Annotated in this window: 22 protein-coding genes; 2 read left to right on the plus strand and 20 right to left on the minus strand. The window is 53.6% G+C overall.

What is annotated here, in order from left to right; all coding sequences use genetic code 11:
• Positions 1–53 precede the first annotated feature (53 nt).
• From JOE21_RS03910 to JOE21_RS03935, 6 genes are all read right to left on the minus strand, one after another.
• Entirely contained in the window at positions 54–962 is a 909-nt protein-coding gene (locus tag JOE21_RS03910) for a ketopantoate reductase family protein (protein ID WP_309862634.1), read from the minus strand.
• Between the two features lie 62 nt (positions 963–1,024).
• A complete protein-coding gene (locus tag JOE21_RS03915) occupies positions 1,025–2,557 on the minus strand; it encodes an acyl-CoA carboxylase subunit beta (protein ID WP_309862636.1) in 1,533 nt (510 codons plus the stop codon).
• 18 nt (positions 2,558–2,575) lie between these two features.
• Complete coding sequence (locus tag JOE21_RS03920; protein ID WP_309862638.1) at positions 2,576–3,352, minus strand: enoyl-CoA hydratase; 777 nt, start codon at positions 3,350–3,352, stop codon at positions 2,576–2,578.
• The gene (locus tag JOE21_RS03925) at positions 3,345–4,265 is read right to left on the minus strand and encodes a hydroxymethylglutaryl-CoA lyase (RefSeq protein ID WP_309862640.1); all 921 of its coding nucleotides are present in this window, start codon (positions 4,263–4,265) and stop codon (positions 3,345–3,347) included. The genes JOE21_RS03920 and JOE21_RS03925 overlap by 8 nt, the downstream gene beginning before the upstream one ends.
• Positions 4,266–4,297: 32 nt before the next feature.
• On the minus strand, positions 4,298–4,513 hold the full coding sequence (locus JOE21_RS03930) for an acetyl-CoA carboxylase biotin carboxyl carrier protein subunit (RefSeq protein WP_309862642.1): 216 nt from the start codon (positions 4,511–4,513) through the stop codon (positions 4,298–4,300).
• Between the two features lie 106 nt (positions 4,514–4,619).
• On the minus strand, positions 4,620–5,957 hold the full coding sequence (locus tag JOE21_RS03935; protein WP_309863788.1) for an acetyl-CoA carboxylase biotin carboxylase subunit: 1,338 nt from the start codon (positions 5,955–5,957) through the stop codon (positions 4,620–4,622).
• 533 nt (positions 5,958–6,490) lie between these two features.
• Here JOE21_RS03935 and JOE21_RS03940 point away from each other — a divergent pair.
• A complete protein-coding gene (locus tag JOE21_RS03940; RefSeq protein ID WP_309862643.1) occupies positions 6,491–6,964 on the plus strand; it encodes an N-acetyltransferase in 474 nt (157 codons plus the stop codon).
• Positions 6,965–7,024: 60 nt separating this feature from the next.
• Here JOE21_RS03940 and JOE21_RS03945 read toward each other — a convergent pair whose 3' ends face one another.
• Positions 7,025–7,645: an RsfA family transcriptional regulator gene (locus JOE21_RS03945; protein ID WP_309862645.1), complete on the minus strand. Its 621-nt coding sequence runs from the start codon at positions 7,643–7,645 to the stop codon at positions 7,025–7,027.
• A 198-nt stretch (positions 7,646–7,843) separates the two neighbouring features.
• The gene (locus JOE21_RS03950) at positions 7,844–8,599 is read right to left on the minus strand and encodes an enoyl-CoA hydratase/isomerase family protein (RefSeq protein ID WP_309862648.1); all 756 of its coding nucleotides are present in this window, start codon (positions 8,597–8,599) and stop codon (positions 7,844–7,846) included.
• A 354-nt stretch (positions 8,600–8,953) separates the two neighbouring features.
• Between JOE21_RS03950 and JOE21_RS03955 the strand changes: the two genes are divergently transcribed.
• On the plus strand, positions 8,954–9,181 hold the full coding sequence (locus tag JOE21_RS03955) for a DUF2626 family protein (protein WP_309862652.1): 228 nt from the start codon (positions 8,954–8,956) through the stop codon (positions 9,179–9,181).
• 70 nt (positions 9,182–9,251) lie between these two features.
• On the opposite strand, the gene JOE21_RS03960 is transcribed toward JOE21_RS03955, so the two are convergent.
• The 12 genes from JOE21_RS03960 to JOE21_RS04015 form a co-directional block, all read right to left on the minus strand.
• Positions 9,252–10,376, minus strand: coding sequence for a class I SAM-dependent methyltransferase (locus tag JOE21_RS03960; protein WP_309862656.1), 1,125 nt, complete (start codon positions 10,374–10,376; stop codon positions 9,252–9,254).
• Between the two features lie 18 nt (positions 10,377–10,394).
• Positions 10,395–11,318: a cysteine synthase A gene (gene cysK, locus JOE21_RS03965; protein ID WP_374709323.1), complete on the minus strand. Its 924-nt coding sequence runs from the start codon at positions 11,316–11,318 to the stop codon at positions 10,395–10,397.
• An 8-nt stretch (positions 11,319–11,326) separates the two neighbouring features.
• Positions 11,327–11,653 carry a rhodanese-like domain-containing protein gene (locus tag JOE21_RS03970; RefSeq protein ID WP_309862661.1) on the minus strand — a complete coding sequence of 109 codons (327 nt, stop codon included), beginning with the start codon at positions 11,651–11,653 and terminating at the stop codon, positions 11,327–11,329.
• A 166-nt stretch (positions 11,654–11,819) separates the two neighbouring features.
• Positions 11,820–12,347 carry a thiol-disulfide oxidoreductase ResA gene (gene resA / locus JOE21_RS03975; RefSeq protein ID WP_309862664.1) on the minus strand — a complete coding sequence of 176 codons (528 nt, stop codon included), beginning with the start codon at positions 12,345–12,347 and terminating at the stop codon, positions 11,820–11,822.
• A gap of 36 nt (positions 12,348–12,383) precedes the next feature.
• Positions 12,384–13,100, minus strand: coding sequence for a cytochrome c biogenesis CcdA family protein (locus tag JOE21_RS03980; protein ID WP_309862665.1), 717 nt, complete (start codon positions 13,098–13,100; stop codon positions 12,384–12,386).
• 21 nt (positions 13,101–13,121) lie between these two features.
• Complete coding sequence (locus JOE21_RS03985; RefSeq protein ID WP_309862667.1) at positions 13,122–13,751, minus strand: TlpA family protein disulfide reductase; 630 nt, start codon at positions 13,749–13,751, stop codon at positions 13,122–13,124.
• A 627-nt stretch (positions 13,752–14,378) separates the two neighbouring features.
• Entirely contained in the window at positions 14,379–14,774 is a 396-nt protein-coding gene (locus JOE21_RS03990) for a (2Fe-2S) ferredoxin domain-containing protein (RefSeq protein WP_309862669.1), read from the minus strand.
• 18 nt (positions 14,775–14,792) lie between these two features.
• Entirely contained in the window at positions 14,793–15,620 is an 828-nt protein-coding gene (locus JOE21_RS03995) for a DUF8832 domain-containing protein (RefSeq protein WP_309862672.1), read from the minus strand.
• Positions 15,621–15,632: 12 nt separating this feature from the next.
• Entirely contained in the window at positions 15,633–18,044 is a 2,412-nt protein-coding gene (locus JOE21_RS04000) for a heavy metal translocating P-type ATPase (protein WP_309862675.1), read from the minus strand.
• A 96-nt stretch (positions 18,045–18,140) separates the two neighbouring features.
• Entirely contained in the window at positions 18,141–18,347 is a 207-nt protein-coding gene (gene copZ, locus JOE21_RS04005) for a copper chaperone CopZ (RefSeq protein ID WP_309862679.1), read from the minus strand.
• A 102-nt stretch (positions 18,348–18,449) separates the two neighbouring features.
• Positions 18,450–18,785 carry a metal-sensitive transcriptional regulator gene (locus JOE21_RS04010; RefSeq protein ID WP_309862682.1) on the minus strand — a complete coding sequence of 112 codons (336 nt, stop codon included), beginning with the start codon at positions 18,783–18,785 and terminating at the stop codon, positions 18,450–18,452.
• Between the two features lie 382 nt (positions 18,786–19,167).
• Entirely contained in the window at positions 19,168–20,589 is a 1,422-nt protein-coding gene (locus tag JOE21_RS04015; RefSeq protein WP_309862685.1) for an alanine/glycine:cation symporter family protein, read from the minus strand.
• Positions 20,590–20,902 lie beyond the last annotated feature (313 nt).

A 20,902-nucleotide genomic window follows, 5' to 3' on the forward strand; every position in this document is an offset into this window, starting at 1 on the left:
ATAACACCACGATCGCAACCGATCACAATCCACCGGAAACAGACGAAAATCCTTCACTTCCCCTTCGTCCCCTCCACATCACGCACCCGCTCAACCATTTCCCGGTTCAGCGCGAAGTCGATCCCGGCCTTATTCCCAGTCCGAACAATCGCTCCATTGATAAAGTCCACTTCCGTCTTTTTTCCGCTTTCCACATCCTGCAACATGGAAGAACGGTTCAAAGCCGTTCGGCGACAAACCGCTTGCACTTGTTCCCAAAGGGTGTCAAAAGATAAACACACCTCTTGCAACCGGGCTGCTTCCACCGCCTCACGCAACAATCCCTTCGCCAGAGCGGGAAACTCTTTGCAGTGAAGCAGCTGGCCGTTTTTCACACCCCAGACCGCCGTGAGGGGATTGATGACACAGTTGATGGCTAATTTGGTCCAGATGCGATCCCGGATATGAGGATCCGGAAAAACCCATCTATCCAGTCCGGGCAGCCGCTTCAACTCCGGTCCACCCGTCGGGGAAAGCAGGGATCCCACCCAGGTGGAACCCACTCCCGTATGCCGCACCCGGTTTTCACTCTCCCGCAATGCGCCTTCCGTGGTGACGGTGTTCCACCAATACCAGGTTCCTTCCGTGAACGGCCATTGGGGATGCCAGCCGTTTTGCCACAACCAGACTTCCGAATCCGGGCCGCAAGCCCGGTTTAGCTGTTCCCGCACTTGGTCCAACGCCGTCTGTTTCACCATGACCCACACCCAATCCGCTCGGGGCAAGCGGTCGTCGGGGGTGAAAACCGGTACCGAACACCGATGCACATCCCCCCGGTCATCGGTTACTATCAGTCCTTCTTCACGGATGCGATCCCGTTGTCTCCCCGTACGGGTAATCAGTACCGGATCCGCTCCCAAATTGTGCAAGCGTCGGGCCCACAATAAACCAAGGGCTCCGCTCCCCCAGATCATGATACGCATCCGCATCCCCTCCAACCCCATCATATCAAAAAATCCCCCTGCATCAGGGGGATTTACCCATATCAAACCGGGTACACCGGGTGACGGCGGCGACTGAAGGAAACCGTTTTGCTCTCATAAGCGGCAAACCGCCCGATCAACTCCCGGCGCAAGTCGTCAGGAGCGACAATCCCGTCCACAATCAGTTCCGATGCCAGCCGGTAAATATCGATGTCGCGCTGATACTCTTCCCTCTTTTGCTGGACAAACCGAACTTTTTCCGCTCCTTCCAGCTGGGCGATCTTGTTGCTGTAAACCGCATTGACCGCCGCTTCCGGCCCCATCACCGCAATCTGGGCGGTCGGCAGTGCCAGGCAGCAATCCGGATCAAAGGAAGGTCCCGCCATCGCGTACAACCCCGCGCCATATGCTTTGCGAACCACAACCGAAACTTTGGGCACCGTCGCCTCAGACATAGCGGCGATCATCTTGGCCCCGTGGCGGATCATCCCCGCTCGTTCCGTTTGCGTTCCGATCATGAAGCCGGGGACATCGGCCAGAAAGAGGAGCGGGATTTGAAAGGCGTCGCACAATGTGATAAAACGGGCTGCTTTGTCGGCGGAATCGACAAACAATACGCCGCCCTTCACCTTGGACTGGTTGGCGATCACACCGACCACACGCCCGTCCAAACGGGCAAATCCGGTAATCAGTTCCCGGGCGAATAACTGCTTCATCTCAAAGAAGGATCCCTCGTCCACCAGGGACCGGATCAGATCCATCATATCAAAAGGCTGGTTCTGATTTTCAGGCACGATTTGGGAGAGGGGTTTTGCATCCATTGGCGGGTTCATGGCTTCCGCCAGCGGCGGCTTGTCTGAAAACCGCGGGGGAAAATAGGATAAGTAGCGACGAGCCGAGACAATGGCCTCTTCTTCGTCGGCGGCGAGAACATCGCCGCACCCGCTCACACTGCAATGCATGCGTGCGCCCCCCATCTCTTCCAGAGACACTTTTTCCCCGATCACCATCTCCGCCATGCGGGGAGAGCCTAGATACATGCTGGCGTTTTTGTCGACCATGATCACCACGTCGCAAAAAGCGGGGATATAGGCCCCGCCCGCCGCGGAAGGTCCAAACAACACACATACCTGAGGGATCATCCCCGACAACTTTACCTGATTGTGAAAGATCCGACCCGCTCCCCGGCGTCCGGGAAACATCTCTACCTGATCCGTGATGCGGGCTCCTGCGGAATCCACCAAATAGATGAGGGGTACCTGCAACCGTTCCGCCGTTTCCTGGATCCGGATAATCTTCTCTACCGTCCGTGCACCCCAGGAGCCTGCTTTCACCGTGGAATCATTGGCCATCACACATACGGTTTGTCCGTTTACCTTTCCGATCGTGGTTACCACACCATCTGCAGGCAGGGACTCGTCTTGACTGTTGGCAAATAACCCGTCTTCCAGTTGGAAATCGTCGTCAAAAAAAAGCTCCAGGCGCCGCCGGACAAACAACTTATTTTGTTCGGCCAGCTTTTCGTGATATTTGGGCGCTCCTCCTTTTTTGATCGCTTCTGTACGTTCATGCAACTGTTGAACAAATTTCTCCATGGTTTCCCTCCTCCTCTACTATTCGCCGAGATAAATCGGCTTTCGTTTCTCTTTGAAGGCGTTTAGCCCTTCCAGACGATCTTTCGTTGGGATCAACGCCTCATATGCTTTTGTTTCCAGGGCGAGCCCCGTGTCCAAATCCGCTTCCATCCCGTAATCAATGGCAAACTTCGCTTGCGACAAAGCAAGGGGGGCATTTTGATTGATCCTCTCGGCCAGTTCCATCGCCGCTTCCATCACTGTGTCCGCCTCCACCACCTGATTGAGGAGCCCCATCTCCAGGGCGTCCCGGGCAGTGATGCGCCGAGCGGTAAAAATCAACTCCTTCGCCTTGGATGGACCCGCCAAACGGGCTAAACGCTGTGTCCCGCCTGCACCGGGAATGATCCCAAGGGACGTTTCCGTCAAGCCGAACACCGCGTGTTCGTCGGCCACCCGCAGATCACAGGCCAGAGCCAGCTCCATCCCCCCTCCCAACGCAACGCCGTTAACCGCCGCAATCACCGGTTTCGGCAAGCGTGCCACCGCCTGAAAGGTTTCCCGGATAGTAAGGATATAACGCCGGACTTGCTCTTCATTCATCCCCCGACGCTCCTTCAGGTCCGCCCCCGAACAAAACGCTTTTTCCCCAGAACCGGTAATCACCACCACCCGAGTGGCTTTGGAATGGACCAACTCCTGGACAATCCGTTTCAGCTCCTCCAATGCGGACAGATTGAGAGCATTGTATACCTCCGGGCGATTCAGGGTAATGATGGAGATCCCTTCTTTTCGCTCCCATTCCACTTCATTCATGGGGGTTTCCCTCCTTCAATCGACGGGTTGCCGTCCAGCTGGCCAACACTTTTGATGGAAGCGTCTTCCCCATACGCCGCCCTACCTTTTCACTCACCCGGCATAAGGCATCCAGGTCGACTCCCGTCTCCACACCCATGCCCTCCAGCATATAGATCAGATCTTCCGTGGCCACATTGCCTGACGCTCCCGGTGCATAGGGGCACCCGCCCAGCCCGCCAAAGGCGCTGTCCAATGTGGTCACCCCCATTTCCAATGCCACATAAGCATTGACGAGAGCGGTCCCCCTCGTGTCGTGAAAGTGTCCGGCCAAACACCCGGCGGGAATTTCCTTTGTAAGTGCTTTCAAGAACTCGCGCACCTGAACCGGCGTCGCCACCCCGATCGTATCTCCCAATGAAATCTCATATACGCCCATGTCCAGCAATTCTCCGCAGATCGACGCGGTCCGGGGCAAGGGCACCTCCCCTTCATAGGGGCAGCCGAAAACGGTGGACACATAACCCCGTACACGTTTGCCTCTGGTTGTCGCCTCTTCTACCACTTCCCTCAGCACAGGCAAGGTATCCGCCACACTCTTGTTCACATTTTTACGGTTGTGAGTCTCGCTGGCGGATAAAAAAACGGCAAATTCATCCACCGGGGTAGCAAGCGCCCGTTCCAATCCCTTTCGGTTGGGTATCAACGCCCGGGTGGTCACTCCCTCAACCGGAGACAGAGAGCATGCCAGCTCCGCGGCATCCGCCAATGGGGGAATCCAGCGCGGATGGACGAAAGAAGTGATTTCCAGCTCTTTTACTCCTGCCGCCATCAAGTCTTCTGCGATTTCACGCTTGACATCCACCGGCAGGATCGTCTCTTCATTTTGAAGTCCATCACGAAGCCCCACTTCCACAATCGTTACCCGATCCATCCGATTCCCTCCTCCCGTCAGGCTGGAAGCGATCACTCATCCAGTTCCACCAATGGCTGGCCATCGTTGACGAAATCACCCACCGCCACTTTCACCGCTTGAACAGTACCGCTTTTTTCCGCCTGTACGGGGACTTCCATCTTCATCGATTCCAATACGACCACATCCTGCCCGGCCTCCACTCGGTCTCCCACTTGCACCAACACCTGCAGGACCGTTCCGGCCATTGTTGCTTGTACGTTTTCCATATTCCGTCACCTACCCTAAAAATAACTCGCATCGCGATATCTTCCGCTCAGGTTTTTTGATTTCTCATTTTTCTGCTGGTGCCACCATGGCAGCAGCGGGATCCTATCAACGCTGTTTTTGTTGCGTCAACAGTGTAGTATCATAACGACCTGCCTGAAAGTCCGGGTGCTTCAGCAGGCGGAGCAACAGCGGGACATTGTGTTTGATCCCTTCAATCCGGATACGGCTTAGCGCTTCCCCGGACCGGCTCAGCACTTCCTCACGGGTGGAACCGGCCACGATGCACTTGGCGATCATCGGATCATAAAAAGGGGCCACCGAATTGCCGGGTTCCACTCCTGCATCCACTCGAACCCCGTTCCCATCCGGCCATTTCAGGTGGGTAATCGTTCCCGGCGACGGCAAAAAGCGCTCGGGATCTTCCGCATAGATCCGATATTCCACCGCATGCCCGTGAAACCGGACTTTTTCCTGTGTCAACGGGAGTGGCTTTCCTTCCGCCACATCCAGTTGCAGATCAACCAGGTCCAGCCCGGTCACCATCTCCGTTACCGGATGTTCGACTTGAAGGCGGGTGTTCATCTCCAAAAAATAAAATTGTTCTTCGGAATCCACCAGAAACTCCACCGTACCGGCTCCGGTGTAAGCAACTGCTTCAGCGGCACGGACGGCAGCAGCGCACAACCGGTCACGGGTTTCCGGGCGAATGGAGGGAGACGGACTTTCTTCCACCACTTTCTGGTTACGCCGCTGGATTGAGCACTCCCGTTCCCCCAGATGAATGACCCGACCGTTTCCGTCCGCCAACACTTGCACTTCCACATGGCGGGGAGTATCGATCCACTTCTCCAGGAACAGCGTCGGATCACCGAAATAGGCTTGGGCACGGTTGGAAGCCGAGTCGAATACGCCGGCCAACTCCTCCTCTGTATTTAATCGGTGCATGCCGATTCCTCCACCGCCGGCACTGGCCTTCAGCATGACCGGATAACCGATGGCGCGAGCGGCCTGTTTCGCTTCATCCAGGGAATCCACCCCGCCGGGAGTCCCGGGCACCACCGGTACTCCTGCCCCTTCCATCAAGCGGCGGGCCGTCACTTTGTCCCCCATCTGGGCGATCACTTCCGGGGAGGGGCCGACAAACAGCAGGCCCGCATCCGCTACACGCCGGGCAAATGTCGCATTTTCCGAAAGCAGCCCGTAACCGGGATGGATCGCATCAGCCCCTGAACGTTTCGCCGCTTCTATGATCGCATCGATGTTCAGGTAACTCTGGGCCACCGGCGGCGGTCCGATGAGATGGGCCTCATCCGCTTCCCGGACAAAGGGGAGTTCCCGATCCGCTTCGGAATGAACCGCAATCACCCGGATGCCGCGCTGTCGTGCCGTACGGGCGATTCGGCGTGCGATCTCTCCACGGTTGGCGATTAACAATGTTTGAATTCCCATCTGCCACCTCACGATCAATGAATTGCCTCCCATGCAGACTTGGTTTAATTCTGAACAATCTTGCGGAAAGTCCTAATTACCAGACAAGTCCCGGTAAGGAACCATCCGACAGGCATAAAAAGGGATCTTGGACACGACCCTGGAAGGCGGGAGTCTTAAGATCCATAAAAACCATTCGACAAAATTTGCTCAAACTCCTGCAAAGCGAGACCCGGGAACGAAGTGACCGAGGCGAGACTTGTGCTTTGAGAACCTGTCTATTTTTCCGCAAGAGCAAGAGAGGGGCGGTATGGCTGGCTGAGAGCCTTTGCGCTTTTTGCAACGAAACGAAGACAGCCATACCGCCCCGGGGTCTCACCTACAGATGGTTCAACAACCCTTTATTAAAACAAGTCCGGGACCGAATGTGACCAGGGAAACTCGTGCTTGAAAGTGCTTTCGAAACCACGTAGGCAGGAAAGAGGGGAATACGGTATAATCAGGATGACGAATAGGGTATCATTCTTTGTCGGGAAAGGAGTGGAAAAATGGGCACTCCCAATGTTGAACGTTTAAAGATCAACTACAAGACATTGGAGGAATTTCAAAAGTTCCGCGAGTACGGCCTGCAGGAACTGTCCATGCTGGAAGACCTTCAGGCAAACATGATCGAAAATGACAGCAATTCCCCTTTTTACGGTATTTATGTGGATGGAAACTTGGTCGCCCGGATCAGCCTGTACCGTATCGACGGAAAATATGACCGCTACTTTGATCCCCCACAGGATTATTATGAACTGTGGAAACTGGAGGTATTGCCCCAATTTCGGGAGCAAGATTTCGGAACCGCCCTGGTAGAGCATGCCAAGAGCCTGGGCCTGCCGATTAAAACCAATGCCCGTTGTCGTTCCAACGATTTTTGGCTTAAGATGGGGTTCCAGCCGGTCCAATACGATCCCGTTCGGGATCGCGGAGAAAACCCCTTCGTCTGGACCCCTCCCGGAGTGAATCTGCAAGGTTAAGCCGTTACTCACTCTCAGGCCGTGAAAACCCCCATTCACCAGAATGGGGGTTTTTGTTCATCATTTATCCATTCGTTCCAAGTTGCCATTGGATTCCATTCGAAACTTGGCTTTTACCTCGTTTTCCTCATCTTCGTCCAACAAAGCCAATTTGCGGGCGCGATCCATGATCTGGATTAAAGCCTTGTAATCGTCGTTGACGACCCGGTAGTCGGTCTCTACATGGTTCAACTGACCCCGCATCTCTTCATTTTCTTTGGATAACCGCTGGATCTCCTCTTCTTGCTCTTCCATTTCCTTCTCCAAGTCCATCTGCCGTTTGCGCATCTCGGCCACTTCCGCTTTATGCTGTCGCAGGAAACGTATAATGGCATCCAGGGAACTGAGTCGGTCCTGGCCCAGATTGAGATCCCCTTCGGCGGCACGTCCGCGTACCTGGGCGTTTTTTTCCTTGTTTCGTTTCTGCCGCTGCGATTTAGCGATCTGGATCGCCGCTTCATATTTTTTCCGGACCAAGCTGTTCCAACGAAAGCCACACGCAGCCGGAGTCCGCCCAAGCTTTTCTGCTACTTCCTCAAAAGCGTTCAGTTGCGTGCTTCCCTCCCGGATGTGACGAAGGGTGATTTCCGCCAACACCAGGTCATCGTCGGGGGTCCAGGCATCTTGTCTTTTTAACGACATACTGTCATAACCTCCAATCCGTATTGCACCGTGCCCTTGAAAGCAACTCGTTTGGTCTATCTGTATGCGATTGCTAGGCATCCTAGTATATGTAACTATTATTTTTTATGTCCGAATTCTCTCGTCCCTATACCTAAACCCCCCTGTCATAAAAAAAGACGACCCCTATGAGCCGCCGATGGTGAATCCGAATTCCTGTTACAATCGTCCCGTCCTTTTTAAAAACTGTTCCACCGCTTGCATATGTTCGTCGCTTTCCCATAACCGGGCGCAGGAACGGGCTTCCCAGTCTACCCGGTCGGTCTTCGGGGGGAGGCGGGAGAGCTCCAGGTAAGCGCGCAAGACGGGAAGGGAAGTGCGTGTCAATCTTTCGGCAAATTGCTGGACACCCCTTTCAAACCCGTCAACAGGAAGTACTTCCGTCACCCAACCCCACCGCTGTGCCGTCCCGGCGTCAAACCGCTCTCCCGTCATCAGCCATAAAAGCGCCCGATCCCGCGGAACCTGTTCCAACAGACGGGAACCTCCCCCCCACCCCGATGTGATCCCAAGCTTGGACTGGATAAAGCCAAATGAGGCCCGATCAGAAGCCAAACGGAAATCACAACTGGCCGCAATTTCACAGCCGCCGCCCACAGCTGTTCCCTCCACAGCAGCCAAAGTGGGTTTTCCCCAATTCCGTAACACTTCCAACACTCGTCCCATACGGTGCATCACCGGGTACACGTCTTCTTCCGTGGTCAGGGCGTGCAGTTCCGCCAAGTCCCCGCCAGAAACAAATGTCTTTTCATCCCCCGCCAACACTAACACTCGCACTTCCTCATCGTCTTTCCAGACCATCAGCTGGCGATCCAATTCATCCATCATTTCTCCGTTAACCGCATTTCGTACATGTGGACGATGAAAGCGGATCCACCCGACTCCGTTTTCAATCGATGTTCGCAGTGTATTCATCGCCATTCCCCCCGCCATGTGATCAAGATTGTAGAATTGTTGAACCTTTTTTGACACAAACTACAGGCACGAAGCTTCCCTATAGGAGAAGAGGGATGGAAACACCCGCCGCCCCTCGGGTTTGGGAGTATAGACGGTACCCACTGGGGTCATCCCCGCCCTCTTGCAAGACAGAGAGGTTTTTGGTACTTTTGAAGTGCGAGTGCGTAAAACCGATACGACAGGCGCTTGGCGTAAAAGCCTTCATCGGTTGGTTACGGATACGGACAAGGCATTTCCCCGCACATATGGGGTGGGTAAAACCATCGCCGCGTCGAAAAGTGTGGATTAAGCAGGCAGAGGAGTGGGCAACACATGGACCGCATGTTTCGCGTATTGGGTTTCTGGTGCTTGGCCATCGGATTGTTGTTTATGGCCGGCCAAATGTATATCCTGTCCGGTTTGTTCTTTTTGCAAACCGCTTTCTTCTACGTGCTGGGTTATATGCGCTACACGGAACGCACGTACATGCTGATTTTCGGCGGATATATGACCGTTTCATTTATCGCTATCGTGTATTGGTCTTACTTCCAAGTCGGCTGACACCGCCGAAAAAGCGGGCTCCCCTGAAGGGGAGCTTTTTTCGGTTGATCGCAAGTTTTTTCAAACCTGGTCAACGGTCTGCCAATCTCTTTGGAAGAGCGATGTTCGACACCCCTTTTCCCTGGACCAAGACTCGGAATGATTCTCCCATCCCGCCGGGAAGCGCCAACTGTCGAATGGCACGGTTGCGCTTGGCCATGGGGGAAAATGGATCGCGGTCGACGGCGGATTGGAGTCGGTCAAGGATCCCCGCCTCGATTAGAAATCGGCTCTGGCTGCCATAGTAACGGGTTTCCCAGCCCAGCTTCTCTCCCCAATGCTGAAGAGCGGAAAAATGGACATCGCAAGTGAGGTCCGTCTCCCCCGGAGTTTCCAGCCAATCATTCACCAAATGATGTCGACGATAACCCCGAAGCGTTCCTTGCCGTCTGGCAGGATGGGCTAGTTCCTCCATCGTTCCACCGTAATCAACCGTGATCATCCACCCAGTCTGGATGCGGCCCACCCAATTCCGGTACCATAAGCCGGCATCCAGCGGAACTTCCACTTCTTCTCCTTCCGCCAGTGACGGCCACTTCATCTCCTGCAAAACCCTTATGCATGCGGGATTGGAGATTGGGCCGCGAACCTCCACCAACCGTCCCTGTTCCCAGGTGACGTACCACTCCAGCAAACCCTCTGTCGAACCTACTACTCGATGGACTGGAAAGGTATCGAAAAATTCATTACTGATCAGGATGACCGGTTCATCCGGCAGGTCCTCCGGATGCTCCAACCAATGAACTGGTACCGGCACCTTTCGCAGACGCTCAGCCTGCAACCGGCGATGCCAGGAACTGACTTCCACCAGCCCGTACCCCTTGGGAAGAGGGTAACCGCTTGCGGCCAATCCTTCCAGGATTTGCAGTGCCAGACGACCATCCCCCGGACCCGCTTCCACCAGCCACCACGGCTGGCCGGACGGCCACCGGGCTGCCAATCTCCCCAGCCATGCCCCCCATGTTTGACCAAATACCGCTCCCGTCAGAGGACTGGTGAAAAAATCGCCTTCCCGGCCGATCTTTACCCCTTCACGACAATAGTACCCCCACCGGGGGTGCGTTAAGGCCAGTTCCATAAAACGGCGGAAAGAGATCCTTCCATCCGGCGACGCTTCGATTTCCTCACGGATCACCCTCCGCAACGCATCTGACACCGCCCGCTCTCCTTTCTCTTATGAGAACAAATCTGTACTCAAATACCGCTCCCCGGTATCCGGCGCCATGCACAGCACCCGTTTGCCGAGACCGAGACGACGAGCGACCACGAGCGCCGCCCACACCGACGCACCCGAGGATGGCCCTACCAGAATCCCTTCTCTCCGGGCGAGATCCCGGGCGGTTTGCGCCGCATCCTCATCGCTGGCATGAAGGATTTCATCATAAATATCCCGGTTGAGAATCGACGGGATAAAGCCGGGACTGGTGCCGGGGATCTGATGGGATCCCGGTTGGCCACCTGCCAATACCGGTGATCCCTTCGGCTCCACCACACTGATGTGAAGATCCGGGTAGCGCTTACGAAGCACCTCACCGGTGCCCGTAATGGTCCCTCCGGTCCCCGCCGTCGCCACAAAAGCATCGAGGGAGTCTCCCATCTGGGCGATGATCTCCGGTGCCGTCGTTTGGCGGTGGACCGCAGGGTTGGATGGGTTATCAAACTGCAACGGCATAAAAGCTCCCGGTGTCCGCTCACAAATCTCTTCTGCCACCCGGATCGCCCCCGGCATTCTCTCCCCGCCGGGGGAGAGCACCACTTCCGCACCGTATGCTTTTAAAATTTGAATCCGTTCCGCACTCATGGTGTCCGGCATCACCAAAATGGTACGGTAGCCGCGGGCGCTGCCCACCAATGCCAACCCGATTCCCGTGTTCCCGCTCGTCGGTTCCACGATCGTAGCCCCCGGTTTTAATTCCCCCGCTCGCTCAGCCGCTTCGATCATGCTGAGGGCGGTACGGTCCTTTACACTGCCGCCGGGGTTGAAGCTCTCCAGCTTCACATATACCTCGGCATCCTCCGGGCCTGTCATCCGGTTGAGCCGCACCACCGGGGTGGCTCCGACCAAATCCGTAATCCGGTTGCCTCGGCGCAAGTCCATGATTTCCCTCATTCCTCCACGGGGCCGCTCCATTCCAGCATCCCTCCCTTGAGGTTGAACAGGCGGGAAAAACCTTGTTCATGCAACGTATGGGCCGCGATCACACTGCGCCGACCGCTGCGGCAAATCAACATCAATGTCCGCTCCTTGTGCTCGTCCAGCTCCGCTCCCCGTTCGTCCAGTTCATCAAAAGGAATGTGGATGGATCCCGGTACATGTCCAGCCTCATACTCCTCCGCTGTCCGCACGTCCACCCAGACATAGTTCTCTTTTTCGTTATCATAACGCCGGCTCATCTCCGACGCTTCCACATCGGTATACCGTTTCTCTTCCATTGTCGCATCCTCCTTTGGGCAAAGCCCCCCTAATTGTCGTCCTGGAAGGGGCATCTTCCTTTTGGGCGAAGCCTTCTAAGTTGTCGTCCTCAAAGGATATCCTTCTTTCATCACACTCTTCCATATGATATCACGAAAATCGAAGCAAAAAGAACAGCCTTGTCCGCTAGCGGTCCAAGGCTTCCCGGGCATACCCCTCAATCTGACCTTCCACCATCTGCCCATCATGCTTGCGCACGACCTTCCCATCCTTGTCTAAAAGTACCGAGGAAGGGATGGGGCCGATATTGTACAACCGCGTAACCTCCCGATTCCGATCCAACACGATGGGAAAGTCCAGTTCCAGTTGGCGGGCAAAGGCCTTTACCGATACGGGGGTTTCAGCAATGTTTACCCCAACGACCACGAAATCCTGATCCTTGTACCGGTTATACACACTCTGGATCGCCGGCATTTCATCGCGGCAGGGCTTGCACCAAGTCGCCCAGAAATTAACCAGCACTGCCTTGCCTTCTAGATCACTCAGTTTCAGCGTGTCGCCATCCAAGGTCTGTAACTCAAAATCGGGAGCTTGTTCCCCGACGGTCGTTCCGACTTTTTCCTCAGCCAGAGCCTGGTAGAGGGCAAAACCCACCAGTCCGGCCATGACCAACATCAGCACACGGCGCACCCAATACCGCGTTCTATGGTTCATATTCCATCACCTGCCACGCAAGTCTCGTCCCACTCGTCAAAACCCCGTAAATCCGCCGAACATCCCGCTCAACCAGGCAATCATCACGGTCATCTGATCGAAGTAGAGCATCACTCCAAACACCACCATCAGCGCTCCGCCCACTTTCATCAATCGCTGGGAGTATTTCAGGATCCAACGGGTTCGACCAATAAAGAAGGCCATGACGAAAAAGGGGATGGCAAATCCCAGCGTGTAGGCGGTAATATAACCCAATCCAGCGGCGGGATTGGCTGTCGCTGCAGCCAAAACCGCAAACAGAATGGGACCGACGCAAGGCGTCCAACCGGCGGCGAAACCGATTCCCACCAAGGACGAACCCAGATATCCCCACCGTTTGCCGCCGACCTCCAGCCGTTTTTGCCGCATCATAAAGCGGGGTTGGAAGATGCCCAATAAAAAAAGCCCCATTACCGCGATCAACACCCCGCCCAGCATGCGGATCGTGTCTTGATAACTTTTGAAGAAATCCCCCAAAAAACTGGCGGAAAAACCAAGTGCAAAAAAGATAATCGAAAATCCGAAGATGAAAAAGAGCGTATGCAGCATCGTTGCACGACGTATTTGTCTCGACTGATCCTGGGCCTGTAATTGGCTGACGGACATCCCGGTAATATACGACAAGTATGACGGATACAGAGGTAAGCAACAGGGGGAAATGAATGAGAGCACTCCCGCTCCGAATGCCAACCCCAACGTTACATTTTCAACCACGATACCCCTCCTTCCTCCTTGTCAGGAAGTCAGTTCGTCCATGATCCGTTCCACGGTTTTCGAATCCATGTAACCTCCGACGTGATGAATGATCCGCCCTTTCTCATCGACGACAAAGGTGTTGGGGATCCCCAGAACCTGCAGTTGTTTTTCGGTGACACCTTCCTCATCCAGCAGAACGGGAAAGGTGAATGCTTCTTTTTTCAGGTACTCATTCATTTGGTCCAGGCTGTCCCGGTTCGTCAGGTTCACCATATGGAACTGGACTTGATCTCCGTGTTTCTCATAGGCCGCCTGCAGATCTGGCATCTCTTTCTTACACGGAGGGCACCAGGAAGCCCACACATTGATGATCGCCGGTTTCCCTCCGTTATCCCGCAGCGAAACCGGATCTCCATCGCGATTGACCAGGGTGATATCCGGCATCATCTTTCCTCTGAGCGGCCCCTCCTGGGACAGGGCAGGAGGCAACTCGTCCGTTTGTTGTCCACTGTCGCCCTTTGCGGCTCCATCTGTGGATACAGCGGGATCCGTTTCACCCTGGGAGCGGCTTTCGTCTCCCCAACCGTTTCCAACCGCTCCCCAGACAGCCGCCAGTACAACCGCCAAAGCGAGGGTCGCCACCAATCGATTCCTTACGGTTTGATTCATCTTCGGATCATCCTCCCTTTTTTCTTCGGCGGCGATGCCCCTTAAGGACGATAATTTGAAAAACGGCTTTCCCTCCAAAAAGAGGTTGCCCCTAGTACGACAATCAAGAGGGCTTCGCACAAAAGATGTGGATCAAACCGTTCATTCCGGATGAACGCCGCTTGTTCCATTCTATGCATTCCCATAATCTATTATAGAGGATTGCCCAAATGATTGTGTGAATAACCGGCAACATTCCGGTTTCCCCCCGTGCAGGTAAGCACGGATACACCTGCAATCACTCCTGCGTCTTTCCCTCTTTTATGACCGGACTCCAGTCTTCTCCCCCGTTATCACTCGTGTATAGATCTTTACCAAACGAAGGTCCCGTAATCCCACAGGCACTGAGAACCAGAATCGCCACCATTGCCAAATGGCGATCCATCCTTTGCGATACATGGACATTTCCAACACCCCTTCATTTGCCACCGGGTACGTTTTTCGAAACCGACGGCACTCCACTTATGACCAAGCTGTCTTTGACCAGAGTCATCTGCCCATTATAAATCGCAGCTGTAGGGATTTTGTGAAGAGAGGATCGCAAAAGCGTTACGACCCCTTTCGGCCGTAACGCTTTTGCGATCTGATTTATTCCCGTTTGTGATCCTTCATGGGGGCATCATCTGTTTCCGCAGCAACCGCCGTTTCCCGTAAGACGCCACTTTCAACCGCGACAAATTGTTTTCCGTTATACGTATAAGCCAGATTGGAATGGAGCGGCTCTCCCCGCTTAAGGTGGAGAATCAACTCCTCCCCCCGCTCCGGCGTTACGTTTTTATACCAGAAACCGTCGGGATAGGCAATCACCGTGCAACCATCTTCACAGCGGCCGTTGCACCGTGTCAGGGTTGTATGGATGGATTCGCTAAAGCCGTGTTTCCGGATGGCCGATCGAATCGCGCGAGCCACCTCATGCCCACCCTTCTTAAGACAGGAGGACCCGTTACAGATGAATACGTGTTTCCGGATGCCCGCCAATTCCATCTCCAGAACCTCCCCGATTTATCCCTCCACCTCAATCTCATAAGAGTAGATGTTCACTTCCCCATCGATTTTGAACTCAGCCCAGATCTTGTACATTCCCGGACGGTCGAACTGGGTCTCAAACCGGGTCTCCTTATCGGAGGTGGGGTGAACATGGATAAAGTCCTGCGCCTTTTCATCCAGGATCACCACATGACCCAAGGCACCCAGATAGGGTTCCGGTTGCCCGCCTTCCAAGGAGAAGTCAAGGGTAACAGGTTGCCCCGCCCGGAAAGTCGTAGGTTCCATCGTTACCGTCGTACCCCGAATGGTTTGGGTGAAATCCGAATCCTGTTTTAACTCCGCCTCAGGCGTCGACTTCTCTCCCAATTGCAGGGAGAGCGGCTCCACTACATAGGCGCGATCTTTTGGTTGAATATCGACAAACACTTGATAGGATCCTGACTTCAGAGGAGACTCCACCTGAAATGTTCCCTCTTTTGCGGGCTTGGGATGCAGATGGTGATACTCCTGCAGATCCCGACTGACAAGGATCAAATGCATCAATCGCTCATGGGTGATTTCCAAATCGCCTTCATCCAAAGGGTTCCCCTGATCATCCTCCAACGAAACGACCAGCTGGTCGCCCTTTGTGGTCACACGGGGAACCACTTCGCTTTTTTCCGAATCGGCATGTCCGTCATGGTCGCCATGTCCATCATGGTCTTCCGTCGCTTTCTCTTCAGGGGCATGTTCACCATGCGGAGCGGGGGAGTCTCCGCTCATAAACGCATAGTAACCACCGATCACCAATACCAGACACGCCAACCCGGCTACGATCCATTTCGTGCTTGTATTCCACTTCATCATTTCCCCTCCTTACAACTTCACCCGTTGCAGGCGTAATGCGTTAGAAACAACAGAGACAGAACTGAACGCCATCGCGGCACCCGCCACCCAGGGAGCAAGAAACCCAAACGCCGCCACCGGAATGCCCAGGGTATTGTAGGCGAAAGCCCAAAACAGGTTTTGCCTGATGTTGCGGATGGTTTTTTTACTCATAACAATGGCATCGGCGATGCTGGCCAGATCCCCTCGCATCAAGGTGATATCTCCTGTTTCCATGGCCACATCGGTGCCGGTGCCGATCGCCATCCCGATATCCGCCACCGCCAGGGCCGGCGCATCATTGATACCGTCACCCACCATGGCCACCTTGTGACCTTGTTGTTGCAACTTCTGGATCTCATCCGCCTTTCCTTCGGGAAGCACCTCGGCAATGACATGATCAATCCCCGCTTGGCGGGCGATCGCTTTTGCCGTCCGTTCGTTGTCCCCGGTTACCAGGATGACGCGCAGCCCCATCTCTTTCAGACGGGATACCGCTTGCCGGGATGTTTCCTTCATGGTATCCGCGACAGCCACCAACCCGGCATAGCTGCCGTCGATCGCCACCAACATCGCCGTTTTCCCCTCTTGCTCCAGCAATTCCATCTGTTTGAGCGCCTGATCGACATTCACATGATGCAAAGCCATGAAACGACGGGTTCCAACCAGGACTTGACGACCCGCCACTGTCGCCTGGATGCCGTGACCGGGTATGGCTTCGAATGCTTCCGCTTCCGGCAGGTCCATGTCGTACCCTCGGATGCCGGCTACAATCGCTTCGGCCAGCGGATGTTCCGAAGGTTTCTCGGCGGCTCCCACCAATCGCAGGAAATCGGTTTTGTCCATGCCGCTGGGGAGAATGTCGGTTAATTCCGGTTTCCCTTTCGTAACCGTGCCTGTTTTATCCACGACGATCACATCCAGGCGATGGGTCGTTTCCAGGTGTTCTCCACCCTTAAACAGGACTCCCGCTTCTGCAGCGCGGCCGGATCCGGCCATGATCGAGGTGGGGGTAGCCAAGCCCAACGCACAGGGGCAGGCGATGACAAGTACGGCAATGGCGCTTTCCAGCGCCTGTGCAAAGTTCCCGGGAGTGACGAGGAGGTACCAAACCCCGAACGTAAGAATGGCGACTCCCACCACAATCGGTACAAAAATACCGGAGATTTTATCCACCAACCGTTGGATGGGGGGCTTGGAACCCTGGGCTTCTTCCACAACCCGGATGATCTGGGCCAACGCCGTCTCCCGCCCCACTTTTGTCGCTTTCACTTTTAAGGACCCGTTTTTATTGACCGTCGCACCGATCACCGTATCGCCCGCTGTTTTGTCCACAGGCATGCTTTCTCCGGTAAGCATCGACTCATCCACGGCGGAACGCCCTTCCATGACTTCCCCGTCCACCGGTACTTTTTCGCCGGGTTTCACCTGCACCACATCTCCCGGCACCACTTCTTCGACAGGAATCTCCATTTCGTTGCCGTTTCGGATCACCGTGGCCGTTTTGGCCCGAAGCCCCATCAGTTTTTTGATAGCTTCCGATGATCGACTTTTAGCCCGTGCTTCCAACAGTTTACCCAACAGAATCAACGTGATCAAGATGGCGCTGGTTTCAAAATACAGTTCCACCATCTGCCCAGGTGGTTGATTGATCGATAGAAGCGAGAGGTAGACGCTGTAAAAATAAGCAGCCGAAGTACCCAAAGCGACTAACACATCCATGTTGGCGCTCTTGTTTTTCAGCGCTTTATAAGCCCCGACATAAAACGTCCATCCCACTACAAACTGTACCGGTGTGGCCAAAGCCATCTGAACCCAGGGGTTCATAAACGCATCCGGCAGCCAGATGAAAGCCGTAAATTCAAAATGGCTCACCATCGCCCAGAGCAGAGGCAAGGACAACAGAATGGAGAACAGCAGCTTCCCTTTTTGATGTTCAAACTCCCGCTCTCTTTGATTTGTCTGCTCCGTCGTACGGTCCGATTTTTGCTCCGCCCGGTATCCCAGCGATTCCACTTTTTTAATGATGGTTGAGACCGCCGTCTCCGCCGGTGCGTATTCCACCGTAGCCGTTTCCAAAGCCAGATTGACGCGGGCGTTGAGGACGCCTTCCAGCCGATTCAGCCCCTTTTCGATCCGAGTCGAGCAAGCGGCACAAGTCATTCCCGAAAGTTCCAGTTCCACTTTTTCTTTGGTCACCCCAAAGCCCAAAGACTCGATTCTTTTCTCCACCTCATGAAGGGTTACTTGATCCGGGTCATAGGAGACACTGGTGTTCTCCAACGCCAGGTTAACATGGGCATCCATCACACCCGGTGTTTTTTTTAATCCTTTTTCGATTCGGACCGCGCAGGAAGCACAAGTCATCCCTTTGATTGAGAGGGTGGATTGTTTTGTACTCACTTTAGACACCTCCCGAAATCATACGGGCCAGGGGTATATAGGAGAACAAAGACATCGCGCCAATTTCTGGCGCGATCGCCTCCGTCCCCCATGTATTCACGCGACATCATACCCCTGATCTTCGATGGTCTCCGTGATTTTCCCCAGGGAAACGCGCTGTGAATCAAATGCGACATCCACTTTCCCTTCCTGCAAATGAACCTCCACCTGTTTCACACCATCCAATTTGCCGATGTTGTCTTTAATCGCTCGAACACAATGATCACAAGACATCCCTTTCACCGTCAGCGTCGCTTTTTCCACCCCTGATTCCTCCTCCATCGGTTATATATGCCGTTTCGCGATCATTATACTATACCCCCCTAGGGTATGCAAGGGGGTTTTTCGACCAACATTTCGACCTTTTCACCTCATCAGTTTGGAAACGGTTTTCAAGAATTCGGCTGTCACTTCCCGATCTCCTTCTTTTAGACGTTCCATCACACATGTGTTGATATGGCTTTCCAAAAGCAATCGGGAAACCGAATGAAGTGCCGATTGCACGGCGGACATCTGGTTCAGAATGTCGTCACAGTAGACGTCCCGTTCAATCATGCTTCGCACTCCCTTGACTTGCCCTTCGATCCGATTCATTCGCCGAATGAGGTTATCCTTTAACGGATCGGGAATTCTTCCTTCGTGTTGATCGCTGCATTCCTGTTCCACGGCGGTGTTTTTACCCTCGTTCTCCGTTTCTTTCATGGGTTTGCCCCCCCACCTTGATCATCGCTCCGTTCCCGGCCATCCGGAGCCTTTCCATTATACTATACACCGGTAATGTATTTTCATTCAAGGTAGAGAACGGAATGGGATCCCGAAAGGCAACGTACCTCATAAACAACTTCCATCCTTATTTTCCAACTTCGGAGGTCCCGTTCACGTGCAAACCGCAAATGGGACAGTGATTCCACTGCGCTTCCAGCTCACCATAAACCCCGTAGTATGATGATACTTCTTCGATGTGAGGATTCTGTGAAGACACGGCCCTTCCTTTCAATCAAAAAAACCGCTCAACCGATTCTTCATCGGTTGAGCGGTGCCTTTTCTCTACAGCGAGAATTTCATACAAGCGGAAATTCTCTTATCATGCACTTTTTTCTTCTTTTGTCGGCTGTTTATCCCAGGACTCGACTCCCTTGAGCCCTTCAATGCTGTCCGCATAAAATACGGGATCTTTCCCTTGTTTTCGTTGCTCGAGATAATCTTTCAGCGCAGCAAACGCAAATTTTCCGATGAGCATAATGGCAATCAAGTTCGTCAACGCCATGAGCGCCATCGCTAAGTCAGCCAAACTCCACACCACATCCAAGCTTGCTACCGCTCCAAACACAATCATGCCGAGAGCAAGAACACGATAGGTGAACAGCGTAACCGGACTTTTGTTAATAAAGCCGATGTTCGCTTCTCCATAATAGTAGCTGCCGATGATGGAGCTGAATGCGAAGGTGAAGATGGCGATAGCCAAGAAAACGCTGGCCCATGCCCCAAAATGATCGCCCATGGCAGTCTGGGTCAGATCAATACCCGTCAACTCTGCGGATGGTACGGCCCCGGAAGACAGAATGATAAAGGCCGTTGCGGTACAAACGAGCAAGGTGTCGAAGAACACACCAAGCGCCTGGATAAACCCTTGTTTCACAGGATGAGAAACCGTTGCCGTTGCAGCCGCTACGGGAGCGCTCCCCATCCCCGCTTCATTGGAGAACAAACCGCGCTTGACCCCCATCATGATGGCGGCACCGATCCCGCCACCAACCACTTGCTCCAAACCGAATGCGCTCTTGACGATCAAAGTCAGTACAGCAGGAATTTGAGAAATATTCATAACAGCTACATAGAAAGCCAGCAGGATGTAAAATAAAGCCATGAGCGGAACGATAATTTCCGAAAAACGGGCGATTCGTGTAATGCCGCCGAAAATGATGATACCCGCAAACGTTGCCAGCACAATTCCCATGATCATGGGGTTTAATTCAAATGAGTTGTTGAACGCACTTGCAATCGTATTGCTTTGAACGGAGTTAAACGTCAATCCGAAACTGAGAATAATGGTAAAAGCGAAAATCATACTCAACCATTTGGCACCCAATTGCTTTTGAATGTAGTAACCGGGCCCGCCTTTGAAACCAACATTATCCTTTACCTTATAGATCTGGGCCAGAGTGCTTTCCACAAATGCGGTCGCTCCACCCAGCACCGCCACCACCCACATCCAAAACACAGCGCCGGGACCCCCTGCTGCGATCGCCGTCGCAACTCCCGCAACATTACCCGTTCCGATCCGGGTAGCGGCACCGATGAAAAACGCTTGTAAGGAAGAAACTTGTTTGCTTCCATCAGGTGAACGGGTTTGTCGATCTTTTAAAACGAGGAACATCTCTTTCAGATGACGAATCTGAACAAATCCCGTTTTCACGGTAAAATACACGCCTAAGCCGATGAGAAGAGCAATTAAGATATAAGACCAAAGAATATCATTGGCAGTACCGAGGAAAGATTCGAACAATTGACAACTCTCCTTTATTGACAAGTTTACCTTACGATAAGATTGTGCCTGGAAAACGGTTTCAAGTCTACAGGTAATAAATTGAAAGATTTATATAACACCAGTTATATCGGTATAAATGCGTATAATACCAAATCATTAAGATGCAATTTCAGTGGAATGAGTAGAGATTGCCAGAGATTCGTTCACAACTTCCTCACCATTATCGGATAGTCACTCGTGTTATTCCATAAAATGGTTATTATCCATTTTGCCGAGAAAAATAAAAATAAACATTTCCGTTTTTTTATCTTCCCAACCACTCCGTCATCCG

The organism is Desmospora profundinema (genome assembly GCF_031454155.1).
In the GTDB taxonomy this organism is placed as follows: Bacteria; Bacillota; Bacilli; order Thermoactinomycetales; family DSM-45169; genus Desmospora; species Desmospora profundinema.

Excerpts from the sequence above, each read along its gene's own strand:
- JOE21_RS03910 (WP_309862634.1), bottom strand. The coding sequence starts at position 962 with ATGCGTATCATGATCTGGGGGAGCGGAGCCCTTGGTTTATTGTGGGCC.
- JOE21_RS03915 (WP_309862636.1), bottom strand. The coding sequence starts at position 2,557 with ATGGAGAAATTTGTTCAACAGTTGCATGAACGTACAGAAGCGATCAAA.
- JOE21_RS03920 (WP_309862638.1), bottom strand. The coding sequence starts at position 3,352 with ATGAATGAAGTGGAATGGGAGCGAAAAGAAGGGATCTCCATCATTACC.
- JOE21_RS03925 (WP_309862640.1), bottom strand. The coding sequence starts at position 4,265 with ATGGATCGGGTAACGATTGTGGAAGTGGGGCTTCGTGATGGACTTCAA.
- JOE21_RS03930 (WP_309862642.1), bottom strand. The coding sequence starts at position 4,513 with ATGGAAAACGTACAAGCAACAATGGCCGGAACGGTCCTGCAGGTGTTG.
- JOE21_RS03940 (WP_309862643.1), top strand. The coding sequence starts at position 6,491 with ATGGGCACTCCCAATGTTGAACGTTTAAAGATCAACTACAAGACATTG.
- JOE21_RS03945 (WP_309862645.1), bottom strand. The coding sequence starts at position 7,645 with ATGTCGTTAAAAAGACAAGATGCCTGGACCCCCGACGATGACCTGGTG.
- JOE21_RS03950 (WP_309862648.1), bottom strand. The coding sequence starts at position 8,599 with ATGAATACACTGCGAACATCGATTGAAAACGGAGTCGGGTGGATCCGC.
- JOE21_RS03955 (WP_309862652.1), top strand. The coding sequence starts at position 8,954 with ATGGACCGCATGTTTCGCGTATTGGGTTTCTGGTGCTTGGCCATCGGA.
- cysK (WP_374709323.1), bottom strand. The coding sequence starts at position 11,318 with ATGGACTTGCGCCGAGGCAACCGGATTACGGATTTGGTCGGAGCCACC.
- JOE21_RS03970 (WP_309862661.1), bottom strand. The coding sequence starts at position 11,653 with ATGGAAGAGAAACGGTATACCGATGTGGAAGCGTCGGAGATGAGCCGG.
- resA (WP_309862664.1), bottom strand. The coding sequence starts at position 12,347 with ATGAACCATAGAACGCGGTATTGGGTGCGCCGTGTGCTGATGTTGGTC.
- JOE21_RS03985 (WP_309862667.1), bottom strand. The coding sequence starts at position 13,751 with ATGAATCAAACCGTAAGGAATCGATTGGTGGCGACCCTCGCTTTGGCG.
- JOE21_RS03990 (WP_309862669.1), bottom strand. The coding sequence starts at position 14,774 with ATGGAATTGGCGGGCATCCGGAAACACGTATTCATCTGTAACGGGTCC.
- JOE21_RS03995 (WP_309862672.1), bottom strand. The coding sequence starts at position 15,620 with ATGAAGTGGAATACAAGCACGAAATGGATCGTAGCCGGGTTGGCGTGT.
- JOE21_RS04010 (WP_309862682.1), bottom strand. The coding sequence starts at position 18,785 with ATGAAAGAAACGGAGAACGAGGGTAAAAACACCGCCGTGGAACAGGAA.